This window comes from Pseudoxanthomonas winnipegensis, from assembly GCF_030322905.1.
In the GTDB taxonomy this organism is placed as follows: Bacteria; Pseudomonadota; Gammaproteobacteria; order Xanthomonadales; family Xanthomonadaceae; genus Pseudoxanthomonas_A; species Pseudoxanthomonas_A winnipegensis.
This window is the reverse complement of the sequence record NZ_CP095475.1, coordinates 4,044,812-4,063,967: the sequence shown is the minus strand read 5'-3', so window position 1 is coordinate 4,063,967 and position 19,156 is coordinate 4,044,812. Positions and strand designations below refer to the sequence as shown.

Genomic DNA, 19,156 nt, shown 5'->3' with positions numbered 1-19,156 from the left:
CAGCTGGGTTGGCGCGCAACGCGCGCCAGCCAGGAAGCGAGAAGACCCGGGCCCTGCCCGGGTTTTTTCTTGGGCGCTGTGTCGCCATGGCGCCTGTCAGGCGATCTCCACCCAGGCCGGGGCATGGTCGCTGGGGCGCTCTAACTTGCGCGGGGCGCGGTCGATGCCGGCCGCTGTCACGCGCGGCTTGAGCGCGTCGGAAACCAGGGTCAGGTCGATGCGCAGCCCCAGGTTGCGGCGGAACGCGGCCATCCGGTAGTCCCACCAGCTGAAGACGCCGGCTTCCTCGCTGTGCAGGCGGAAGGCATCGTGCAGCCCGAGGCCGAGCAGCGCCTGCAGTGCCTCGCGCTCGGCGGCCGAGGTGAGGATATGGGTCTCGTTCCAGACCTCCGGGTCGTGCACATCGCGCGCGTCGGGGGCGATGTTGAAGTCGCCCAGCACCACCAGCTGCGGGTGCACGGCCAGCTCGGCCTTGATCCATTCGCGCACCGCCTCCAGCCAGCGCAGCTTGTAGCCGTACTTGTCGGTGCCCACGTCCTGGCCATTGACCACATAGAGGTTGATCACGCGCACGTCCCCGACGGTGCCGGCGATCACGCGCTTCTGCTCGTCCTCGAAGCCGGGGATCCCGATCTGCACGTCCTCGATCGCCCCGCGCGCCAGCAGCGCCACGCCGTTGTAGGTCTTCTGCCCGGCGAACACACTGCGGTAGCCGGCCGCGGCCAGCGCCGCATCGGGGAACTTGTGGTCCTCCAGCTTGGTTTCCTGGATGCCGACCACATCCGGCCCGAACTCGGCCAGCCATTGTTCCAGGTGCGGCAGGCGCACGTTGAGCGAGTTGACGTTCCAGCTGGCGATCTTCATAAGGGAAATAACTATTGATCCGTTGTCTTTTCTTCAGGGCCGTTGGTGCCTAACCCCCAGCAATACCCCACAGCGTTTCCTGGTCGAAGCCGTCGATGGCTTGACTGCCAAGTGCAGTGGAACCTCATTTCACCACATGACCCCGTTGGGGCATTGGTGGACGTGGCCCGTGTCTGGAGACTCGAGTGGCTCCGGACTTATGCGTCAGAATCGATATTCTGCATTTATTTAACCTGGCGCATAAGGGCAAATTATGCGTCAATCTTCATATTGACCGTTTATCGGAAATAACGCATATTCGGCGGCGAGGAGATCGCCATGCACGCCCTTGCCCGTACACCCAAGCAGATCGGCGCCACCATCCGTCTAAATCGGAAGCGCCTCGGCATCAGCCAGCGTGAGCTGGGTGATCGCGCTGGCTTGCGACAGGAAACGATCTCGTTGATCGAGAACGGCAATTCGGCGACCCGGCTCGATACGATGCTGGCGGTGCTGGCGGCACTCGATCTGGAATTCCAGATCGCCGCCCGCAGCCGCGGTGCCGATCTCCAGGACCTGATCTGATCATGGCCAGGACGCGTCGACATCCGCCGCTGCGCGTGTACCAGAACGATCGATTGGTTGGACATCTGCTGAAAGATCCCAGCGGCGCGATCGAGTTCCGTTACGACCGCCAATGGCTGGATCGCGGCAAGGCCTTCCCGGTATCGCTGTCGCTGCCGCTGCGCGAGGAGCCCTGGCGGGGCGAGCGAGTCGTCGCGGTCTTCGAAAACCTGTTGCCGGACTCGGAAGAAATGCGAAGGCGCGTGGCCGAGAGAGTCGGTGCGGCCGGCGCTGACGCCTACAGCTTGTTGGCAGCGATCGGCAGGGACTGCATCGGCGCCCTGCAATTCCTCGTCGGCGATGCGGCGCCGGAAGGTGCGGCGAAGATTTCCGGGGAGCCAGTCGACGAGGAGGCCATCGAACGGCTGCTCAAATCGCTGGCCCAAGCGCCTCTTGGTCTGAGCCGGGACGAGGACTTCAGGATCTCGGTCGCGGGCGCGCAGGAAAAGACCGCATTGCTCTGGCTGGACGGCCAATGGCTCAAGCCGCATGGCACGACGCCGACCACGCATCTGTTCAAGACGCAGATCGGCAGGTTGCCGAACGGCGTCGACCTCTCCAACAGCGTCCAGAACGAGTTCTACTGCCTGCGGTTGCTGAGACGCCTCGGCTTACCGGTCAACCATGCCGAGATCGCGATGTTCGGTCAAACCATGGCGCTCGTGGTCGAGCGCTTCGACCGCGCATGGGGCGATGGCCGTCTGATCCGCCTTCCGCAAGAGGATTGCTGCCAGGCGTTGTCGGTCCCGCCGGCGCGCAAGTACCAGAGCCACGGTGGCCCCGGCATCGTGGCGATCGCGGAGCTTCTCAAGGGCGCCGACTCGCCCGCGGACGATCACCGCACGTTGCTGCAGGCACAGCTGGTCTTCTGGCTGATCGGCGCGACCGATGGGCACGCCAAGAACTTCAGCATCTTCCTGCACCCAGGTGGAGGTTACGCACTGACACCGCTGTACGACGTCCTGACTGCGCAGCCCAGCCTCGATGCGCGACAGATCGAACGCAAGCAGATGAAGCTCGCCATGTCGGTCGGCAACGGCAACCACTATCGCTTCGATGAGATCCAGGCCAGACACTTCTTCCAGACGGGGGAGGCGGCGGGTCTCTCATCCTCGTTTGTCCGGAAGGCCTTCGAAGACATCGCCGATCGAATGGAATCCGCTCTGGGGTCGCTCGAAAGCGAACTGCCGCCCGACTTTCCGCCGACGCTGCATGATGCTGTCAGTGCGGGCGTCAAACGCCGGATGCGGGGGCTGCAGGCGGCGCTGGAGGCATGAGATCCCAGGCCGCCGCTACACTGCGCCGATGAGCAACCTGCGCCCCTTCCTGGACAAGCGCCCCGTGCTGGGGCAGCGCGTGTACGTCGACCCGGCATGCACGGTGATCGGCGATGTCGAGCTGGGCGACGATGTGTCGGTCTGGCCGGGCACGGTGATCCGCGGCGACGTCAATCACGTGCGCATCGGCGCGCGTACCAACGTGCAGGACGGCACCATCGTCCACGTCAGCCACCACAGCCCGTACAACAAGGGCGGCTATCCGACCCTGATCGGCGAGGACGTCACCGTCGGCCACGGCACCATCATCCACGCCTGCACCATCGGCGATGCCTGCCTGATCGGCATGGGCGCCTGCGTGCTCGATGGCGCGATCGTCGAGCATCACGCCTTCATCGGCGCCGGCGCGGTGGTCGGACCGGGCAAGCGGGTGGGCAGCGGCGAGCTGTGGGTCGGCAATCCGGCGCGCCCGGTGCGGCAGCTGTCGGACAAGGACATCGAAGGCCTGCTGTATTCGGCCCAGCACTACGTGCGGCTCAAGGACCAGTACCTGGGGCAGGACAACGGCTGACCGGGTTGTCAGCCAGCCGTGCCTCGGGCGACACTCGGCGCCCCGGGCATGGGGATGCCCACATGGACGAAGGGGAAAGACGATGCGGACGACGCTTCGCGGCCTGGCGGTCGCGTGCCTGATGGGGCTGGCCCTGCCGGTGCTGGCCGAGAACGGGCAACAGGCCCAGCAGCTGATCGACAGCCTGCACTTCCGCAGTGGCCAGATCGAGGTCGGCCCGGCCCACGCGCACTTCAACCTGGGCACGCAGTTCCGCTATCTGGACAAGGCCGACGCCCGCAAGGTGCTCGAGCAGCTGTGGGGCAATCCGCAGGACGACACCGTGCTGGGCATGGTGGTGCCCACCCATCCGGGGCTGGACGAGCAGGACAGCTGGGCGGTGGTGGTGACCTACGACGACGAGGGCTACGTCTCCGACGCCGATGCGTCCAAGATCGACTACGACGAACTGCTCAAGAACATGCAGGCAGGCACGCGCGAGGCCAACGCCGAGCGCGAGAAGGCCGGCTATGGCCGCGTCGACCTGGTGGGCTGGGCGGTGCCGCCGCGCTACGACGCCGGATCCAAGAAGCTGTACTGGGCCAAGGAGCTGGCCTTCAACGGCCAGCCCAGCCACACGCTCAACTACGACATTCGCGTGCTCGGCCGCCACGGTTACCTGAGCCTCAACGCGGTCTCGGCGATGGACGAGCTGCCGAAGGTGCAGGCCGGCATGCAGCAGCTGCTGCCGATGACCGAGTTCGACGCCGGCGCGCGCTATGCCGACCACAACCCGTCCACCGACAAGGTCGCCGCCTACGGCGTGGCCGCGCTGATCGGCGGCGGCCTGGCGGCCAAGACCGGCCTGCTGGCCAAGCTGGGCCTGGTCCTGGCCAAGTTCGGCAAGCTGCTGTTCCTGGGCGTGGTCGCGGCGGCCGCGGCGGTGAGGAAGTTCTTCGCCTCGCGCAAGGCCAAGGCCTCGGCGACGGTGCGCTGAGCTCAGGGCCGGGTGGCCGCTTCCAGCGCGGTGAGGAAGCTCATCGCCTCGCCGCGCGAGGCGCCGCACATCGACGGCTGCGGGCGCAGGCTGGCGCAGACGGCCGGACGCTCGGGCCGGCCGAAGAGCCGGCAGCGCAGCGCCTCGTCCAGCTGCACGCAGGGCACGCCGGCCGGCTTGCCCTGCGGCATGCCGGGGATCGGCGAGCTGATCGACGGCGCGATGCAGCAGGCGGCGCAGCCGCTGCGGCAGGGGACGGAGGTGGACATCGGCGCAGTGTAGGCCTTCCGGGCAGGCCAACCGGCAGGGTGGGCAAGTCGCGCGGCGCTCGTTACAGTCTGGCCGGGGCAGGGATGACGGCAGGCATGGACAGGCAGGCGCGGGTGCTTCAACGGGACATTCGATGACGGCCATCGCGCAGGGGGCCGCGCCGGCCGTGGTGCTCGATACGGTGCGCGAGGTGGTCACGCCCGAGGGCGTGTCGCTGCAGTTGCCTGCGGCAGGGCCGGTGCCGCGCGCGGTGGCCTGGGGCGTGGACCTGGTGGTGCGCGTGGGGATGATGTTCGCCGCCGTCATGGTGCTGGGCACGTTGGGCAAGTTCGGCGGTGGCCTGAGCCTGGTCGCCGCCTTCCTGCTGCAATGGGGCTACATGATCGTGCTCGAGGCGCTGTGGCACGGGCAGACGCTGGGCAAGCGCGCGATGCGCCTGCGCGTGGTGCTGGCCAACGGTGCGCCGATCGGCTGGCCGGCCGCGATCACCCGCAACCTGCTGCGCGTGGTGGACATGCTGCCCTTCGGCTACGCCGCCGGGCTGGTGGTGAGCCTGATCGATCCGTCCGCGCGCCGGCTGGGCGATCTGGCCGCCGGCACGCTGGTCATCCACGCCGAGCACGCCGAACCACCGGCCTCGGCACCGGTCAACGCGGTGGTGGTGCCACGCGCCACGCTGCGTCCGGTCGAGCAGGCCGCCATCGTCGCCTTCGGCGAACGCGCGCCGCAGCTCACGCCCGAGCGCCAGGTCGAACTGGCCGACCTGCTCGAACCGCTCACCGGCGCGCGCGGCCCGGCCGGCGTGCTGCGCCTGTTCGGCATGGCCAACTGGCTGCTGGGGCGGCGATGAGGCAGGAACAGTTCGTCGCGCGCCACCAGCGCGAGTGGCAGGAGCTGGAGGACTGGCTGCGCACGCGCGCCGATGCGCGCCGGGCGCAGGACACGCGCAACACCGGCGCGCTGGGCGATGAGGCCATGCCGCAGCGCTACCGGCGCATCGCCCAGCAGCTGTCGCTGGCGCGACGGCGCGGCTACAGCGCGCAGGTCACCGGCCGCCTGCAGACGCTGATGGAACAGGGCCACCAGGTGCTCTACCGCACCCCGCCGCTGCGCTGGCGCACGGCGCTGGAGTTCCTGATGGCCGGCTTCCCGCGGCTGGTGCGCAGCCAGGCGCGCTGCATGTGGGTGGCGCTGGCGCTGTTCGGCGTGCCGCTGGTGGGCATGACCGTGCTGCTGCAGTTCCGGCCCGAGCTGATCCATGCGCTGATGGACCCGCGGATGGTGGCGGCGATGGAGCGCATGTACGACCCGTCCAACCCGCGCATCGGCCGCGACAGCGGCAGCGACTGGATGATGTTCGGCGTCTATATCCGCAACAACATCGGCATCGGCCTGCAGACCTTCGCCAGCGGGCTGGTGGTAGGCGTGGGCAGCCTGGTGGTGCTGGTGAGCAACGGGCTGACCATCGGCGCGCTGTTCGGTCATCTCACGCGCATCGGGTCGGGTGGGCCGCTGTGGAGCTTCGTGTGCGGGCACGGCGCGTTCGAGCTGACCGCCCTGGTGATCGCCGGCGGCGCCGGCCTGCAGCTGGGCTTGAGCTGGCTGGCGCCGGGCCGGCGCACGCGCGGGCAGGCCCTGGTGCAGGCCGGCGCGATCGGCGCGCGGCTGTGCCTGGGCGTGGCCTTCATGCTGCTGGTGGCGGCCTTCATCGAGGCGTTCTGGTCCTCGGTGGCCAGCATTCCGCATCCGGTGAAGTACGCGGTGGCCGCGGTGCTGTGGACCGGGGTCATCGTGTGGCTGTGGCGCGGTGGTCGCGGCGGCGCGGAGCCGGATCGCGATGCGCGCTGAGCAGCTCACCGTCGAGCTGCGCGCGCGCTCGCCGTGGGAGGCGGTCGAGCTGGGCACCGCGCTGGTGCGTCGGCATGCGGGCGCGATCTGGAAGCCGTGGCTGTGGCTGGCCCTGCCGGTGTTCGCCCTGGTCAACGCCGGCGCGTGGGCGTTGTCCTCGCCGCTGGCCTCGTGCCTGGTGCTGTGGTGGATCAAGCCGCTGTTCGACCGCGTGCCGCTGTATGTGATCTCGCGCGGCGTGTTCGGGCAGGTGCCGACCACGCGCCAGACTCTGGCCGCGCAGCTGCGCTGGGGCTGGCGGCCGATGCTGGGCTATCTGACCTGGCGGCGCTTCAGCGGCGCGCGCAGCCTGTTCCTGCCGATCGAGACGCTGGAGGGCGAACACGGCGCGCGCCTGCGTGCGCGTCGCCGCGTGCTGGGCGCCACGCTCTACGGCAACGCGCTGGTGCTGACGCTGGTGTTCCTGGGGTTCCAGCTGGCACTGACTTTGGCCTGCGTGGCGATGGTGGCCGTGTTCGTGCCGATCGACTACCTGCCGCAGGCCGCGCGCGCCGGGCTGGCGATGCTGTCCGATCCGCCGCTGTGGGCGCAGCTGGGGTTCAACGCGTTCTTCTGGATCGCGATCGGCGCGGTAGAGCCGTTCTTCGTCGGCGCCGGCTTCGGCCTGTACCTCAACCGGCGCACGCAGATCGAGGCCTGGGACGTGGAGATCGCCTTCCGCCGGCTGCGCCAGCGCCTGCTGGCCGCCGCCGCGCCGCTGGTGCTGCTGCTGGCGCTGGTCGAGGTGGCGCCGTTGCGCGCGCAGCAGTCGGCGCCGGCCAGCGAGGCGCCGCCACCGCCCGGTGTGGAGCAGGTGTTCGAAGGCCAGCGCGTGGACGATGCGCGCTTCCGCCGCGCGGTGGTGCAGGCCTATCGGGACCCGCTGATCGATCGTCACCGCACCGACCACACCTGGCAGCGCCGCCGGCCGCCCGAGATCGCCGAGCCGCCCAAGCTGGACATGAGCTGGCTGGAACGCTTGCAGCGCGTGCTGGCCTTCATCGGCGAGTGGGGGCTGTGGATCGTGCTTGGGCTGCTGCTGGTGTTCCTGCTCGCCAGCGCGCGCCACTGGTGGCCGTGGATGCGCGGCGTGCGCACGCCGCGGCCGGTGCCGGCGCCCGTCACCACCGGCGTGGTCGAGCTGCCGCAGGTCCTGCCGCCGGACATCGCCGCCAGCGCGCGCCGGCTGTGGGCACAGGGACAACCGCGCCATGCGCTGGCCCTGCTGTATCGCGCCAGCGTCGAGGCGATGGCCGAGCGTGCCGGCGTGGTGCTGCCGCCGGGTGCGACCGAGGCGCAGTGCCTGCGCGCGGCGCAGCGCCAGCCTGAGGAGGCCGACCGCGGCCTGTTCGCGCGCATGGTGCGCGTGTGGCAGTACGCGGCCTATGCGCAGCGCCTGCCGCAGGCCGAGGAGTTCGAGGCGCTCATCGCTGCCCTGCAGACGCGCTACCGGTGGCCGGCATGAGCCAGAGCACGCGCGGCGCCAAGCCCGGCCTGATCGCGCTCGCCAGCGGCACGGTGCTGTTCGTGCTGGTGGCGTGGTTCGTGCACACCTACGAACGGGTGGCGTACCGGGTCGACCTGCCGCCGGCCGGCGAGGCGGCGTGGAATCCGCTCTACGTCCTCAAGCAGGCGCTGCGCGCCGATGGGGTGAGCGTCGATGCGCGGCCGCGCTTCGATCTGGAGATCGCCCAGCTGGGCCGGCGCGACACGCTGGTGCTGCTGGACGACCCGCGCTACCTCGATGCCGCGCGTGCGAGTGCGCTGCTGGACTGGGTGGCGCGCGGCGGCCACCTGGTGGTGCGCACGCCGCCGGGCCCGGCCTTCGGGCTGCACGAATCGATGCCGTTGCTGGAGGCGCTGCGGCTGACGCCGATGGCGGTCGGCGACTGCGCGCCCTTCCAGGTGCGGGGACAGCCGCCGCATGTGGAGTTCTGCGGCGCGCGACGCTTCAGCTTCCAGGGCGCGCAGCCGGTGCTGGCCTGGGGCAACCTGCGCGACGGCTATGTCTACGCGCGCCTGGCGCGCGGCCAGGGCTATGTGGACGTGCTGGCCGACGTGGACTTCCTGCAGAACGGTGGGCCGGCGCGGCGTGGCGACGATGGCAGCGGCCTGCGCGCGCCCACGCATCAGGCGCTGGCGCGGCAGGTGCTGGCGCCCAACTACGGCCACGGCACCATGCACCTGGTCTACGCCACGCGGATGCCCTCGCTGTGGCGCACCGTGCTCGAGCGCGGCTGGCCGGTGTGGGCGCCGCTGCTGCTGGCGCTGCTGGCCTGGATGATGCTGCGGGCGCAGCGCTTCGGGCCGCTGCTGCCGCCGCCGGCGCCCGCGCGCCGCTCGCTGCTCGAACACGTGCGCGCCAGCGGCGAGCACCTCTATCGCTATCGGCGCGGCGTGCTGCTGCATGCCGCCGCGCGCAAGGCCTTCCTCACCCGGCTGCGCCGCCGCGATCCGGTGGCCGCCGCGCTGACCGGCGCGGCCCAGGCCGACGCGCTGGCGCGCCGCTTCGACCTGCCGGCCGCGCGCGTGGCGCGTGCCCTGCAATCGCCCACGGACCGCGAGCGTCGCGAGTTCGCCGACCGCATTTCCCTGCTGATGTTCATGAGGCAACGACTATGAGCGAGTTTCCCCAGGCCGCGCCGCCGGCCTTCGACGGCATCGCCGAACGCGTGGCCGCGGTGCGCGCCGAGGTGGCACGGGCCTTCATCGGCCAGCCGCAGCCGCTGGACCAGATCCTGATCGCGCTGCTGGCCGGCGGCCATGTGCTGATCGAAGGCGTGCCGGGCCTGGGCAAGACTCTGCTGGTGCGCGCGCTCTCGCAGGCGCTGTCGCTGGATTTCGCCCGGGTGCAGTTCACCCCGGACCTGATGCCCAGCGACGTCTCGGGGCATGCGGTGTTCGACCCGGGTACGCAGCGCTTCGAGATCCGCCGCGGGCCGGTGTTCACCCACCTGCTGCTGGCCGACGAGATCAACCGCGCGCCGGCCAAGACCCAGTCGGCGCTGCTGGAGGCGATGCAGGAAGGGCAGGTGACCATCGAGGGCCAGTCCTTCCCGCTGGCGCCGCCCTTCCTCACCCTGGCCACGCAGAACCCGGTCGAGCAGGAGGGCACCTATCCGCTGCCCGAGGCGCAGCTGGACCGCTTCCTGCTGAAGGTGCTGATCGACTACCCCGCGCTGGAGGACGAGAAGCGCATGGTCGATGCGATCACCACCGGCCGCACCGCCGCCGACTTCGACCTGAGCCAGGTGCGCTGCGTGGCCTCTGCCAGCGATGTGGTCGCGCTGCAGCGCGCCACCGCGCAGGTGCAGGTGGACGCGCAGGTGATCGACTACGCCGTGCGCCTGGCCGCCGCCACGCGCACCTGGCCGGGTATCGCGCTGGGCGCCGGGCCGCGCGGCAGCATCGCGCTGGTACGCGCGGCGCGCGCGCAGGCGGTGCTGGGCGGGCGCGACTTCGTGATTCCCGACGACGTGCGCGAGGTCGCGCTGCCGGCGCTGCGCCATCGCATCGCGCTGGCGCCGGAGCTGCAGATCGAAGGCCAGTCGCCGGACGACGTGCTGACCGCGCTGCTCGCCAAGGTCGAGGCGCCGCGCAAGTGAGGGTGACCCCGCACCATCGTGGGAGCACCTGTCTGTCCCACTCACCTCGCCGCCTCCTTGTAGAGCGGTGCTTGCTCCGCCGCGTTTCGGCCGGATCATCGGGACAGCCCCAGCGGAGCAAGCTCCGCTCTACAGGTGGGAGCCGCCATGGCGGCGAGGGGCTTTACCGGGAAAGCCTCATCGCCGCCATGGCGGCTCCCACCGAGCGGGCGCTCATGGCGGCACGGTTGCGATGAGGCCAGCCGCGCCACTGATCGCACTGCTGTGCGCCTGGGGTCTGTCCGGGCTGGCCGTGCTGTTCGCCGGGCTGCCGCTGACGGCCTGGAAGGGCATCGGGATGGCGATCGCCGGCCTGGCGCTGCTCGATGCGCTGGCGCTGTGGCGCCGGCCCGCGCCGCAGGTGCGGCGCCGCGTGCCCGAAGCGCTGGCGCTGGACCTGCCGCGCGAGGTGCAGCTGACGCTGGCGTCCCCGGGGCGGACGCAGCGCGTGGAAGTGTTCGACCTGCATCCGGGCGCATGGCCCTCGCAGGGTCTGCCGCGTGCGCTGCGCCTGGCGCGTGACGCCACCGCCACCTTCGCCTACACGCTGCGCCCCATCGCACGCGGCGATGCCTGGTTCGCCGGCGTGCAGCTGCGCCTGGCCTCGCCGCTGCGGCTGTGGAAGCAGGCGCGCGTGGTCGGCGCGCCGCAGGCGGTGCGGGTGTATCCGGATTTCGCGCCGCTGGCCAGGCTGGCCTTGTTCAGCGCCGACCAGGCCTCGCGGCTGGTCGGGGCCCATCTCAAGCGCCGCCGGGGCGAAGGCACCGACTTCAACCAGATGCGCGAGTACCGCGTCGGCGACAGCCTGCGCCAGATCGACTGGAAGGCCACCTCGCGCGCAGGCAAGCTCATCTCGCGCGAATACCAGGACGAGAAGAACCAGCAGCTGGTGCTGGTGCTGGACACCGGCCGGCGCATGCTGGCGCGCGAGGACGGGCTGGCGCATTTCGACCATGCGCTCAACGCCGCGCTGGTGGTGGCCTACCTCGCCTTGCGCCAGGGCGATGCGGCCGGCCTGCTGTCCACCGGCGAGCAGCCACGGTGGGTGCCGCCGCGGCGCGGCATGGCCGGCATCGACACCCTGCTGCGCGCCGCCTACGACCTGCAGCCCTCGGCCACCGCCTGCGACTATCTGGCCATGGCCAGCGAATTGTCCGCGCGCCAGCGCCGCCGCGCGCTGGTGATGCTGGTGACCAACGTGCGCGACGAGGACATCGAAGACCTGCTGGCCGCCGTGCACCTGCTGCGTCGCCGGCATCTGGTGTGCGTGGCCAGCCTGCGCGAGGCCGAACTGGATCGAGCGCTGGAGGCCGAGGTCACCGACCTGTCCGGCGCCATCCAGGCCGGCGCGGTGGCCCGCTACCTCGACCAGCGCGCCGCCGCCCACGACGCCCTGCGCGGCCACGGCGTGATGGTGCTGGACGTGACCACCGCACAGCTGCCTGGTGCGCTGGTCGAGCGCTACCTGGCGGTCAAGCGCGAGGGGTTGCTTTGAGGCGGAAGTGAGTAGAGCGGAGCTTGCTCCGCTGGGGCTTTCCGATGATCCGGCCGAAACGCAGCGGAGCAAGCTCCGCTCTACAGGTGGGAGCCGCCATGGCGGCGATGAGGCTTTCCCGGGCAAGCCCATCGCCGCCCTGGCGGCTCCCACAAAGAGCGGGTGGTTGCATCGCTCTTACCCCGTGCGCCTTATTGAAGATCGCACCCGCCCGTCGCGACCAAGTGCTTCGTTACACCGGCGGCAAAGGCGGTGGCTGGTTCCTGCGCGCACGCAGCAGCGGAAATGCAGCCGAGGCGGCCAGCAGCAGGAAGCTCACTTCCCAGACGTAGAAGCCTTCGCCGAAGGCCTGGCGCATGACGTTCATTCCGCCTTCGTCCAGCGGAAAGCGGTCCACGCGTACCGTGTCCAGTCCGACCCCGAATGCGAGCAGACTCAGGACGAGGACTACGCGCGTGCGGCGCATGAGATAGGCGATCAGCGCCGCGGCGTACAAGCCATTCGCCAGCCAGGCGAAACAGGAGGAATCGGCCAGCGGAAGCGCGCCGAAGATCAGCAGCACCAGCCCGACCAGGTACGAGCCGCCGCCGTACAGGGCGGGCAGGAACAGCGAAACGCCGTACAGCAACACACTCGCGATCAATAGCGCATGGGATTTCAGGAATCGCATCAGGCCTCGTTTTGTATCGCCTTCCAACCCGCTCAGTCTGCCGCCGCGCTCAGGCGTAGAACACTCCGGGCGCCTCATCGATGATCGCGTGCGGCACGAAGCGCGCGCTGTCGCGGGTGATGCGGGTGTCGTCCTCGCGGATGCCGATGCCGCAGGCGTTATCGCCGATCACCCAGCTGCCGATCAGCGGATAGCGGCCGTCGAAGGCGGTCAGCGGATGGGCGGCCTGGACGATGCACGGTCCGGCATAGGGGCCGTCGCTTTCCTGCCAGCCGCCGTCGGCCAGGTGCAGGGCGACGTTGGCGCCCTCGCGCGAATGCAGCGGCTTGCGCACCCAGCCCGCGCGCAGCGGCGCGCCATCGTCGAAATGCGCCTTCAGCAGATTGGGATGGCCGCGGTGGCGCTGCCATAGCAGCGGCAGCAGGCCCTTGTTGCTCAGCACCGCCTTCCACGCCGGTTCCAGCAGCTGCAGGCCCGAGGCCGGCAGGGCGCGGCCGAATTCCTCGGCCAGCAGGTCCTCCAGCGGATAGAGCTTGAACAGCGTGCCGATCACCCCGTCGTCCAGGTCGGTGAAGCGGCCGTCCTCGGACAGGCCGATGTCCTCGATGGCGACGAACTCGCTCTCCAGCCCCGCCTGGGCCGCGCAGTCGCGCAGATAGGCCACCGTGCCGCGGTCCTCGGTGGAATCGCGCACGGCGGCAAAGCGCAGCGGGCCGGGCAGGGCAGGGGCGATCTGCCCGAAGCGCGCCACCAGCGCCTCGTGCAGCGAGTTGAACTGGTCGGCCTGCGCCGGCAGCCGCTGCGCGGCGCGCTGGTCCTCCAGCCACTGCCACTGGAAGAACGCGGCCTCGAACAGGGACGTGGGCGTGTCGTAGTTCAGTTCGTACAGCTTGGCCGGCCCGCGTCCGTCGTAGGCCAGGTCCAACCGGCCGTACAGATGCGGCTGGCGCTGCTGCCAGCTCTCGGCGATCCAGGACCAGGCGAACTGCGGGATCGCCAGGCGTTCGAGCAGCTGCGCGTCGCGCACGATGTCGTCCACCAGGTCCAGCGCCATGGCGTGCAGCTCGGCGCTGGGATCCTCCAGGTCGTCCTCGATCTGGCGCAGGGTGAAGGCGTAGTACGCGCTTTCGTCCCAGTACGGCGCGCCGTCGATGGTGTGGAAGTCGAAGCCGCACTCGGCCGCCTGCGCGCGCCAGTCGCCGCGCGGGGTGATGGCGACGCGGCGCATGTCAGCCGCCGAAGCTGGCGCGGCCGCTGCTGCGCGCGCCGAAGCCGCCGCGGCTGACGGTCACGGCGCGGTTGGGCGTGGCGTTGATCGGGGTCATGCCGGGGGTGCCGGTGCGGAACGCGCCGGAGGTGTCCGGCCGCGCGCCCGGGGTGGGCCGCAGCCAGCCGTTGTCGCGGTTCTGGTAGGCCGGCGCGGCGTTGAAGCCGGCGCGGTTGTTCAGCATCTGCGACATGAAGAAGCCGGCCATCAGCGGGCCGATAAACGAGTGCCCCTGGCTGTCGCGCTGCTCGGCGCAGCGGTCCTCGCCCCAGTCCACCTTGCACTGCTCTCGCGTGGCGTAGCGCGGCGCCTGGTCGGCAGACTGCTTCTGGGCGCTGTCGAAGGCCTGTTTGCAGCTGGCCGCGTCGCCGGTCTCGCGGGTGCAGGCCTCGACCGTGGTGTACAGGCCCTGGCGGACCTCCGGCTCGTTCTGACAGGCGGTGAACAGCAGGGGCGCGGCGCCCATCAGCAGCAGGCGCGTGGTGGTGGAGCGTTTCATCGGGGTCCGGTCAGGGCGGGCGATGGCCCATGATGCCTGCAGTGCCGGGCGCCTGGTCTTACATGGCTGAACGGTCAGTTGCAGCAGCAACGGAGCAAACGGGGGAAAATGCCGGCTTTCCGCCGCACGCCAGCCTTCTCGCTCGCTCAAGACCGACCGCCATGCCCGAGTACCGCTCCAGGACCTCCACCCACGGCCGCAACATGGCCGGCGCCCGCGCGCTGTGGCGCGCCACCGGCATGCAGGACGCCGACTTCCACAAGCCGATCATCGCCATCGCCAACTCCTTCACCCAGTTCGTGCCCGGCCACGTGCACCTGAAGGACCTGGGCCAGCTGGTGGCGCGCGAGATCGAGCGCGTGGGCGGGGTGGCCAAGGAGTTCGACACCATCGCGGTGGACGACGGCATCGCCATGGGCCACGACGGCATGCTCTATTCGCTGCCCAGCCGCGAGATCATCGCCGACTCGGTCGAGTACATGGTCAATGCGCACTGCGCCGACGCGCTGGTGTGCATCTCCAACTGCGACAAGATCACCCCGGGCATGCTGATGGCTGCATTGCGCCTCAACATCCCGACCGTGTTCGTCTCCGGCGGGCCGATGGAAGCCGGCAAGACCCGGCTGGCCGACCACAAGCTGGACCTGATCGATGCGATGGTGATGGCGGCCGATCCGAACGCGACGGACGAGCAGGTCGCCGCGGTCGAGCGCAGCGCCTGCCCGACCTGCGGCTCGTGCAGCGGCATGTTCACCGCCAATTCGATGAACTGCCTGACCGAGGCCCTGGGCCTGTCGCTGCCGGGCAACGGCACCGTGGTGGCCACCCATGCCGACCGCGAGGCGCTGTTCAAGCGCGCCGGCGTGGCCGCGGTCGAGCTGTGCCACCGCTGGTACGGTGCCGAAGATCCCACCGCGCTGCCGCGCGGCATCGCCACCTTCGAGGCCTTCGAGAACGCGATGACGCTGGACATCGCCATGGGCGGGTCGACCAACACCATCCTGCATCTGCTCGCCGCCGCGCAGGAGGGCGAGGTGCCCTTCGACATGCGCGACATCGACCGCCTCTCGCGCCGGGTGCCGCAGCTGTGCAAGGTCGCGCCGAACACGCAGAAGTACCACATCGAGGACGTGCACCGCGCCGGCGGGATCATGGCGATCCTGGGCGAACTGGCGCGCGGCGGGCTGCTGCACACCGACGTGCCCACCGTGCATGCGCGGACGCTGGCCGATGCCATCGCCAAGTGGGACGTGACCACCGCGCAGGACGAGGCCGTGCAGACCTTCTACAAGGCAGGCCCGGCCGGTATCCCGACCCAGATCGCCTTCAGCCAGGCCACGCGCTGGCCGTCGCTGGACGTGGACCGCGCGCAGGGCTGCATCCGCAGCGTCGAGCACGCCTATTCAGCCGAAGGCGGCCTGGCCGTGCTCTACGGCAACATCGCCCGCGACGGCTGCGTGGTGAAGACCGCCGGCGTGGACGAATCCATCCACGTGTTCGAAGGCACGGCCAAGGTGTTCGAGAGCCAGGACGCGGCGGTCAAGGGCATCCTCGGCGACGAGGTCAAGGCCGGCGACGTGGTGGTGATCCGCTACGAAGGCCCCAAGGGCGGCCCCGGCATGCAGGAAATGCTCTACCCCACCTCGTATCTGAAATCCAAGGGCCTGGGCAAGCAGTGCGCGCTGCTCACCGACGGCCGCTTCTCCGGCGGCACCTCCGGCCTGTCCATCGGCCACGCCTCGCCCGAGGCCGCCGCCGGCGGCGCCATCGGCCTGGTGCGCGACGGCGACCGCATCCTGATCGACATCCCCAACCGCGGCATCAACCTGCTGGTGTCCGACGATGAACTCGCCGCCCGCCGCGCCGAGCAGGACGCCAAGGGCTGGAAGCCGGCCCAGCCGCGCCCGCGCAAGGTCAGCACCGCGCTGAAGGCCTACGCCCTGCTCGCCACCAGCGCCGACAAGGGCGCCGTGCGCGATAAGGCCCTGCTGGACGGGTGAGAAAGACGCGGTGCTGCCCATCTACCTCGTGACTGGGCGCTGGCGTCGTCACCTGTCGGCGTTGCGGGTCAGCCCTTGATTCAGGTGTTTGGTTGACCCAGCATGATGCAAGATTTCGCCACATGTATCACGTTTGGCCGGTTCCCATCGCGAGGAGACGCCGTGCAGATGTTGGAACACTTCTTCGAAGGGCTGCGGCGACATCGAAAGGGACTGTTTACCTGCGCTGGCGTTGGCCTTTTGGCTTGTCTGGCAATCGTCTTTCTGATCCCGTCACAGCTGGGTTTCGCGCTTATCGGTCCGCTCGCGTTTGGGCCATGGTTTCTTGCCTGCGCCTCCTTGGCAAAGTCCAGGATCGCCTCATATCCCTTCATCGCTTTCGCTGCCCTGACACTTCTGTGGCCAGTCATTTATCTCCAGCCATAGCGCCGCCATAAGACCAGAGCCAAGCTGCTGGTGGTCCGCCTCACCACACACAGGGCACCCTCGTGGAATTCATCGGCCGCTTCCATGACGTTGAAAAGCTCGCCGAGCTTCGGCATCTGCTCAGGTCAAAGGGCATTCCCACCCTCCAAACCCAGGTGGAAGGAAGCCGCATGGGGAAGCAATGGGTGCTGTTCGTATGCATCAACGAACAGGCAGACGATGCCCGTCGGATCCTCCATGATTCCAGGCACATGCCGGTGGTGTCGGTGGACGCGGCGGGGTTCGAGCGTGCGCTGGATAATCCGGATCTGCGATTGATCACCAAGTGGGTGACGATCGTGCTTGTTGCGGTCATCGCCGTGTTTCGCGGCGCTGGTGTATTTGGGCTCACGCTTCAACTCGAACGTCGGATAATGGAGCAGCATTGAGGTCCGGAACCGTAGCCCCCCGGCGCACGCGCCAGTCCTGGCGAATCAGGGGAGCCGTGTAGAGCGGAGCTTGCTCCGCTGCATTTCGATCGGATCTCGGGAAAGCTCCAGCGGAGCAAGCTCCGCTCTACAGGGGGGCGCCCCCGTGGCTTCTATGGCGAGGGCTCGCCGCTGCTTCAAGGTGTCGCCGGCGGCAGCGGGCTGAACTCCGCCGGCACCCAGGCGAAGGCCTGACCTTCGCTGCGGATATGGCCCAGGCCGGGGAAGGGCAGGTGGGCGCCGGCGACCCACCAGCCGGCGTCGGTGGCCTGGCGCATCAGGCGCCGGCGTGCGGCGATGGCGGCGGCGCGATCGCTGTCGGCTTCGAACGAGGCCTGCGGCTGGGCGAACTGCACGGCGTGGTAGTGGACGATGTCGCCCCACACCAGCAGCCGCTGCCCGGCGCCGCCGTCGAACAGATAGGACACATGGCCGACCGTATGGCCGTGCGAATCGAGGGCCTGCACCTGGCCCGGCAGCGCATCGCCCGGCGCGAACAGGCGCAGGCGCCCCTGGGCTTGATAGGGCGCCACGGCCTTGCGGGCCAGCGGGAAGGCGAAGCGCAGCGGCTGCGGCGCCTTGGCCTCGGACGCGGGATCGAGCCAGTAGGCCGCATCGGCACGGGTCAGCCACAGCGTGGCGTTGGGATAGGCCACCTGGCCCTGCGCATCGAGCACGCCACAAAGATGGTCCGGGTGGGCATGGGTGAGCAGGACGTCGTCCACCTGCGCCGGGTCCACGCCGGCCGCGCGCAGATTGCTCAGCACCTGGCCCAGGCCGGGGCCGAAGCAGTTGGCGGTGCCGGTGTCCACCAGGGTGAGATGGGTGCCGTCCTGCACCAGGTAGGCGTTGACCGCGGTCTGCAGGCCCTTGCCGTCCTCGGGCACGTAGCGGCCGTCCAGCAGGCGGCTGATGTTGCCAGCGTCGATGCCGAGCAGCTGCTGGCGCGGCAAGGCCACGGTGCCGTCGAACAACGCGGTCACCCGCAGCCTGCCGATTTGCAGGCGGTAATAGCCGGGTACCTGCGCGGTGGGCGTATCGCTTGCGGCGGCATGCGCGGCACCGGCGCAGGCGCCGCCCGCGCTCAGCAGGGCAGCGGCGAGCAGCAAACGTGGCGAGAACAGGGTCATGCGGAATCTCCAGGGATGCGCGCCGGCTGGCGCCCTGGACACATGCTGGGAGAGGAGGCGCGCGCGAATCGCTCAACCCGCTGCGCGCAACGCTCAGCACGTGTTCCGCGCGCTATCGCGAGCGCAGCGGCATGGCCTGCGAGCGCGGCGGACGCGCTGCCTTGCGCATCGCGGCCAGCGCATGCGCGCCGGGCAGCCGCAGCCCTCGCATGGACGGCCACGCAGGCGAACGCCGTGGCGGCACTCAGTCCGGCAACTGGTTGCCGATGCGCGCCGGGTCCAGCCCATAGCGCTGCTGGAAGCGCTGGCTGAAGCTGCGTGCCGAACGGTAGCCCACGCGGGCGGCGACGGTCTTCAGCGGCCAGCGCGTGGTGTAGAGCAGTTCCATCGCACGCGCCAGGCGCGCCTCGACGATGAGCTGGCGCAGGGAGGTCCGTTCGGCGGCCAGGCGGCGGCGCAGGGTGGCCCCGCTGAGCGACAGCGCCTGCTCGACATCGCGCGACTGCCAGTCGCGCTCCGGTTGGTCGGCCACCAGCGCCTGCACCTGCGCGGCCAGGGTCGGCTCGGGTGGCAGCAGCAGGCTGCCGTGTCCGCGCCGGCACAGCGCCACCACCATGCCCGCCAGCACCAGCCGGGCTTCGGCGTAGCGTCCCTCGGCCAGCGCCTGGCGCCACTGCGGCAGCGCCGTGGCGAAGTCCTCGATGGGCAATCGCGCCAGGGCCTGGCCGGGCTGGGGCAGGGGTTCGGCCCAGAGCAGACGCGCGGCCTCCAGCACCTCGGCGCACAGCGGAATCACCGCGGTCAGGTACAGGCCGCTGGCGGCATCGGGCGTGTTGATCACATCGATGCGGCAGGCCCGGGTGGTCAGCAACAGATCGCCCGGCTCGAACGCGAGCAGTTGCGTCGCGGTGCTGACCCGCTTGCGGCCCTGCAGCAGGATCGCCAGCTGCGGCCCGGGGATGTCCACCGACTGGGCGCCATGTTCGCGGCGCGCGGCGATGCAGGCGAAACCTTCGGCCCGCGCGCAGTCGGCCAGCGTGGCCAGGTCGGCCAGCAGGGTCTGTCGCGCGGGCAGGGCATGGTTCATGGCCCCGGCATGGTACGCGCGGC

Annotated in this window: 19 protein-coding genes; 12 read left to right on the top strand and 7 right to left on the bottom strand. The window is 70.0% G+C overall.

From position 1 onward, the window contains the following. Nucleotides 1-96: 96 nt before the first annotated feature. Nucleotides 97-864: an exodeoxyribonuclease III gene (gene xth / locus MWN52_RS17920; protein WP_286575751.1), complete on the bottom strand. Its 768-nt coding sequence runs from the start codon at nt 862-864 to the stop codon at nt 97-99. A gap of 318 nt (nt 865-1,182) precedes the next feature. Between xth and MWN52_RS17915 the strand changes: the two genes are divergently transcribed. The 4 genes from MWN52_RS17915 to MWN52_RS17900 all read left to right on the top strand — a co-directional run bounded on the left by MWN52_RS17915 (nt 1,183) and on the right by MWN52_RS17900 (nt 4,291). Then, nucleotides 1,183-1,428 (top strand): helix-turn-helix domain-containing protein, encoded by a 246-nt coding sequence (locus MWN52_RS17915; protein ID WP_286575750.1) that lies wholly within the window; start codon nt 1,183-1,185, stop codon nt 1,426-1,428. Between the two features lie 2 nt (nt 1,429-1,430). Next, nucleotides 1,431-2,744 carry a type II toxin-antitoxin system HipA family toxin gene (locus MWN52_RS17910; protein ID WP_286575749.1) on the top strand — a complete coding sequence of 438 codons (1,314 nt, stop codon included), beginning with the start codon at nt 1,431-1,433 and terminating at the stop codon, nt 2,742-2,744. A gap of 28 nt (nt 2,745-2,772) precedes the next feature. Further along, nucleotides 2,773-3,315, top strand: coding sequence for a gamma carbonic anhydrase family protein (locus MWN52_RS17905; protein WP_130521615.1), 543 nt, complete (start codon nt 2,773-2,775; stop codon nt 3,313-3,315). Nucleotides 3,316-3,397: 82 nt separating this feature from the next. After that, on the top strand, nt 3,398-4,291 hold the full coding sequence (locus MWN52_RS17900; protein ID WP_286575748.1) for a DUF2167 domain-containing protein: 894 nt from the start codon (nt 3,398-3,400) through the stop codon (nt 4,289-4,291). A gap of 2 nt (nt 4,292-4,293) precedes the next feature. Here MWN52_RS17900 and MWN52_RS17895 read toward each other — a convergent pair whose 3' ends face one another. Beyond that, nucleotides 4,294-4,560, bottom strand: coding sequence for a YkgJ family cysteine cluster protein (locus tag MWN52_RS17895; RefSeq protein ID WP_286575747.1), 267 nt, complete (start codon nt 4,558-4,560; stop codon nt 4,294-4,296). A gap of 134 nt (nt 4,561-4,694) precedes the next feature. Here MWN52_RS17895 and MWN52_RS17890 point away from each other — a divergent pair, with 134 nt between their 5' ends. The 6 genes from MWN52_RS17890 to MWN52_RS17865 all read left to right on the top strand — a co-directional run bounded on the left by MWN52_RS17890 (nt 4,695) and on the right by MWN52_RS17865 (nt 11,587). Continuing rightward, nucleotides 4,695-5,411: an RDD family protein gene (locus tag MWN52_RS17890; protein WP_286575746.1), complete on the top strand. Its 717-nt coding sequence runs from the start codon at nt 4,695-4,697 to the stop codon at nt 5,409-5,411. Continuing rightward, nucleotides 5,408-6,409, top strand: coding sequence for a stage II sporulation protein M (locus MWN52_RS17885; RefSeq protein WP_286575745.1), 1,002 nt, complete (start codon nt 5,408-5,410; stop codon nt 6,407-6,409). Before MWN52_RS17890 ends, MWN52_RS17885 begins: the two co-directional genes overlap by 4 nt. Continuing rightward, nucleotides 6,399-7,913, top strand: a complete 1,515-nt coding sequence (locus tag MWN52_RS17880) for a DUF4129 domain-containing protein (protein WP_286575744.1) — start codon at nt 6,399-6,401, stop codon at nt 7,911-7,913. The genes MWN52_RS17885 and MWN52_RS17880 overlap by 11 nt, the downstream gene beginning before the upstream one ends. Further along, nucleotides 7,910-9,070 (top strand): DUF4350 domain-containing protein, encoded by a 1,161-nt coding sequence (locus tag MWN52_RS17875; protein ID WP_286575743.1) that lies wholly within the window; start codon nt 7,910-7,912, stop codon nt 9,068-9,070. Before MWN52_RS17880 ends, MWN52_RS17875 begins: the two co-directional genes overlap by 4 nt. After that, nucleotides 9,067-10,053, top strand: a complete 987-nt coding sequence (locus MWN52_RS17870; RefSeq protein WP_286575742.1) for an AAA family ATPase — start codon at nt 9,067-9,069, stop codon at nt 10,051-10,053. The genes MWN52_RS17875 and MWN52_RS17870 overlap by 4 nt, the downstream gene beginning before the upstream one ends. Nucleotides 10,054-10,285: 232 nt before the next feature. Beyond that, entirely contained in the window at nt 10,286-11,587 is a 1,302-nt protein-coding gene (locus MWN52_RS17865) for a DUF58 domain-containing protein (protein WP_286575741.1), read from the top strand. Between the two features lie 232 nt (nt 11,588-11,819). On the opposite strand, the gene MWN52_RS17860 is transcribed toward MWN52_RS17865, so the two are convergent. The 3 genes from MWN52_RS17860 to MWN52_RS17850 are packed head-to-tail and all read right to left on the bottom strand — an operon-like array spanning nt 11,820 to nt 14,023. After that, entirely contained in the window at nt 11,820-12,284 is a 465-nt protein-coding gene (locus MWN52_RS17860; protein WP_286575740.1) for a hypothetical protein, read from the bottom strand. 22 nt (nt 12,285-12,306) lie between these two features. Then, entirely contained in the window at nt 12,307-13,485 is a 1,179-nt protein-coding gene (locus tag MWN52_RS17855) for a glutathionylspermidine synthase family protein (RefSeq protein ID WP_286575739.1), read from the bottom strand. Between the two features lies 1 nt (nt 13,486). Next, on the bottom strand, nt 13,487-14,023 hold the full coding sequence (locus tag MWN52_RS17850; protein WP_130521638.1) for a DUF1190 domain-containing protein: 537 nt from the start codon (nt 14,021-14,023) through the stop codon (nt 13,487-13,489). Between the two features lie 161 nt (nt 14,024-14,184). On the opposite strand from MWN52_RS17850, the gene ilvD reads away from it, so the two are divergent. Further along, complete coding sequence (gene ilvD, locus MWN52_RS17845; protein ID WP_286575738.1) at nt 14,185-16,023, top strand: dihydroxy-acid dehydratase; 1,839 nt, start codon at nt 14,185-14,187, stop codon at nt 16,021-16,023. A gap of 488 nt (nt 16,024-16,511) precedes the next feature. Continuing rightward, nucleotides 16,512-16,877: a hypothetical protein gene (locus tag MWN52_RS17840; RefSeq protein ID WP_286575737.1), complete on the top strand. Its 366-nt coding sequence runs from the start codon at nt 16,512-16,514 to the stop codon at nt 16,875-16,877. A gap of 176 nt (nt 16,878-17,053) precedes the next feature. Here MWN52_RS17840 and MWN52_RS17835 read toward each other — a convergent pair whose 3' ends face one another. After that, nucleotides 17,054-18,046, bottom strand: a complete 993-nt coding sequence (locus tag MWN52_RS17835) for an MBL fold metallo-hydrolase (RefSeq protein WP_286575736.1) — start codon at nt 18,044-18,046, stop codon at nt 17,054-17,056. 244 nt (nt 18,047-18,290) lie between these two features. Further along, complete coding sequence (locus tag MWN52_RS17830; RefSeq protein WP_286575735.1) at nt 18,291-19,133, bottom strand: helix-turn-helix transcriptional regulator; 843 nt, start codon at nt 19,131-19,133, stop codon at nt 18,291-18,293. Nucleotides 19,134-19,156 lie beyond the last annotated feature (23 nt).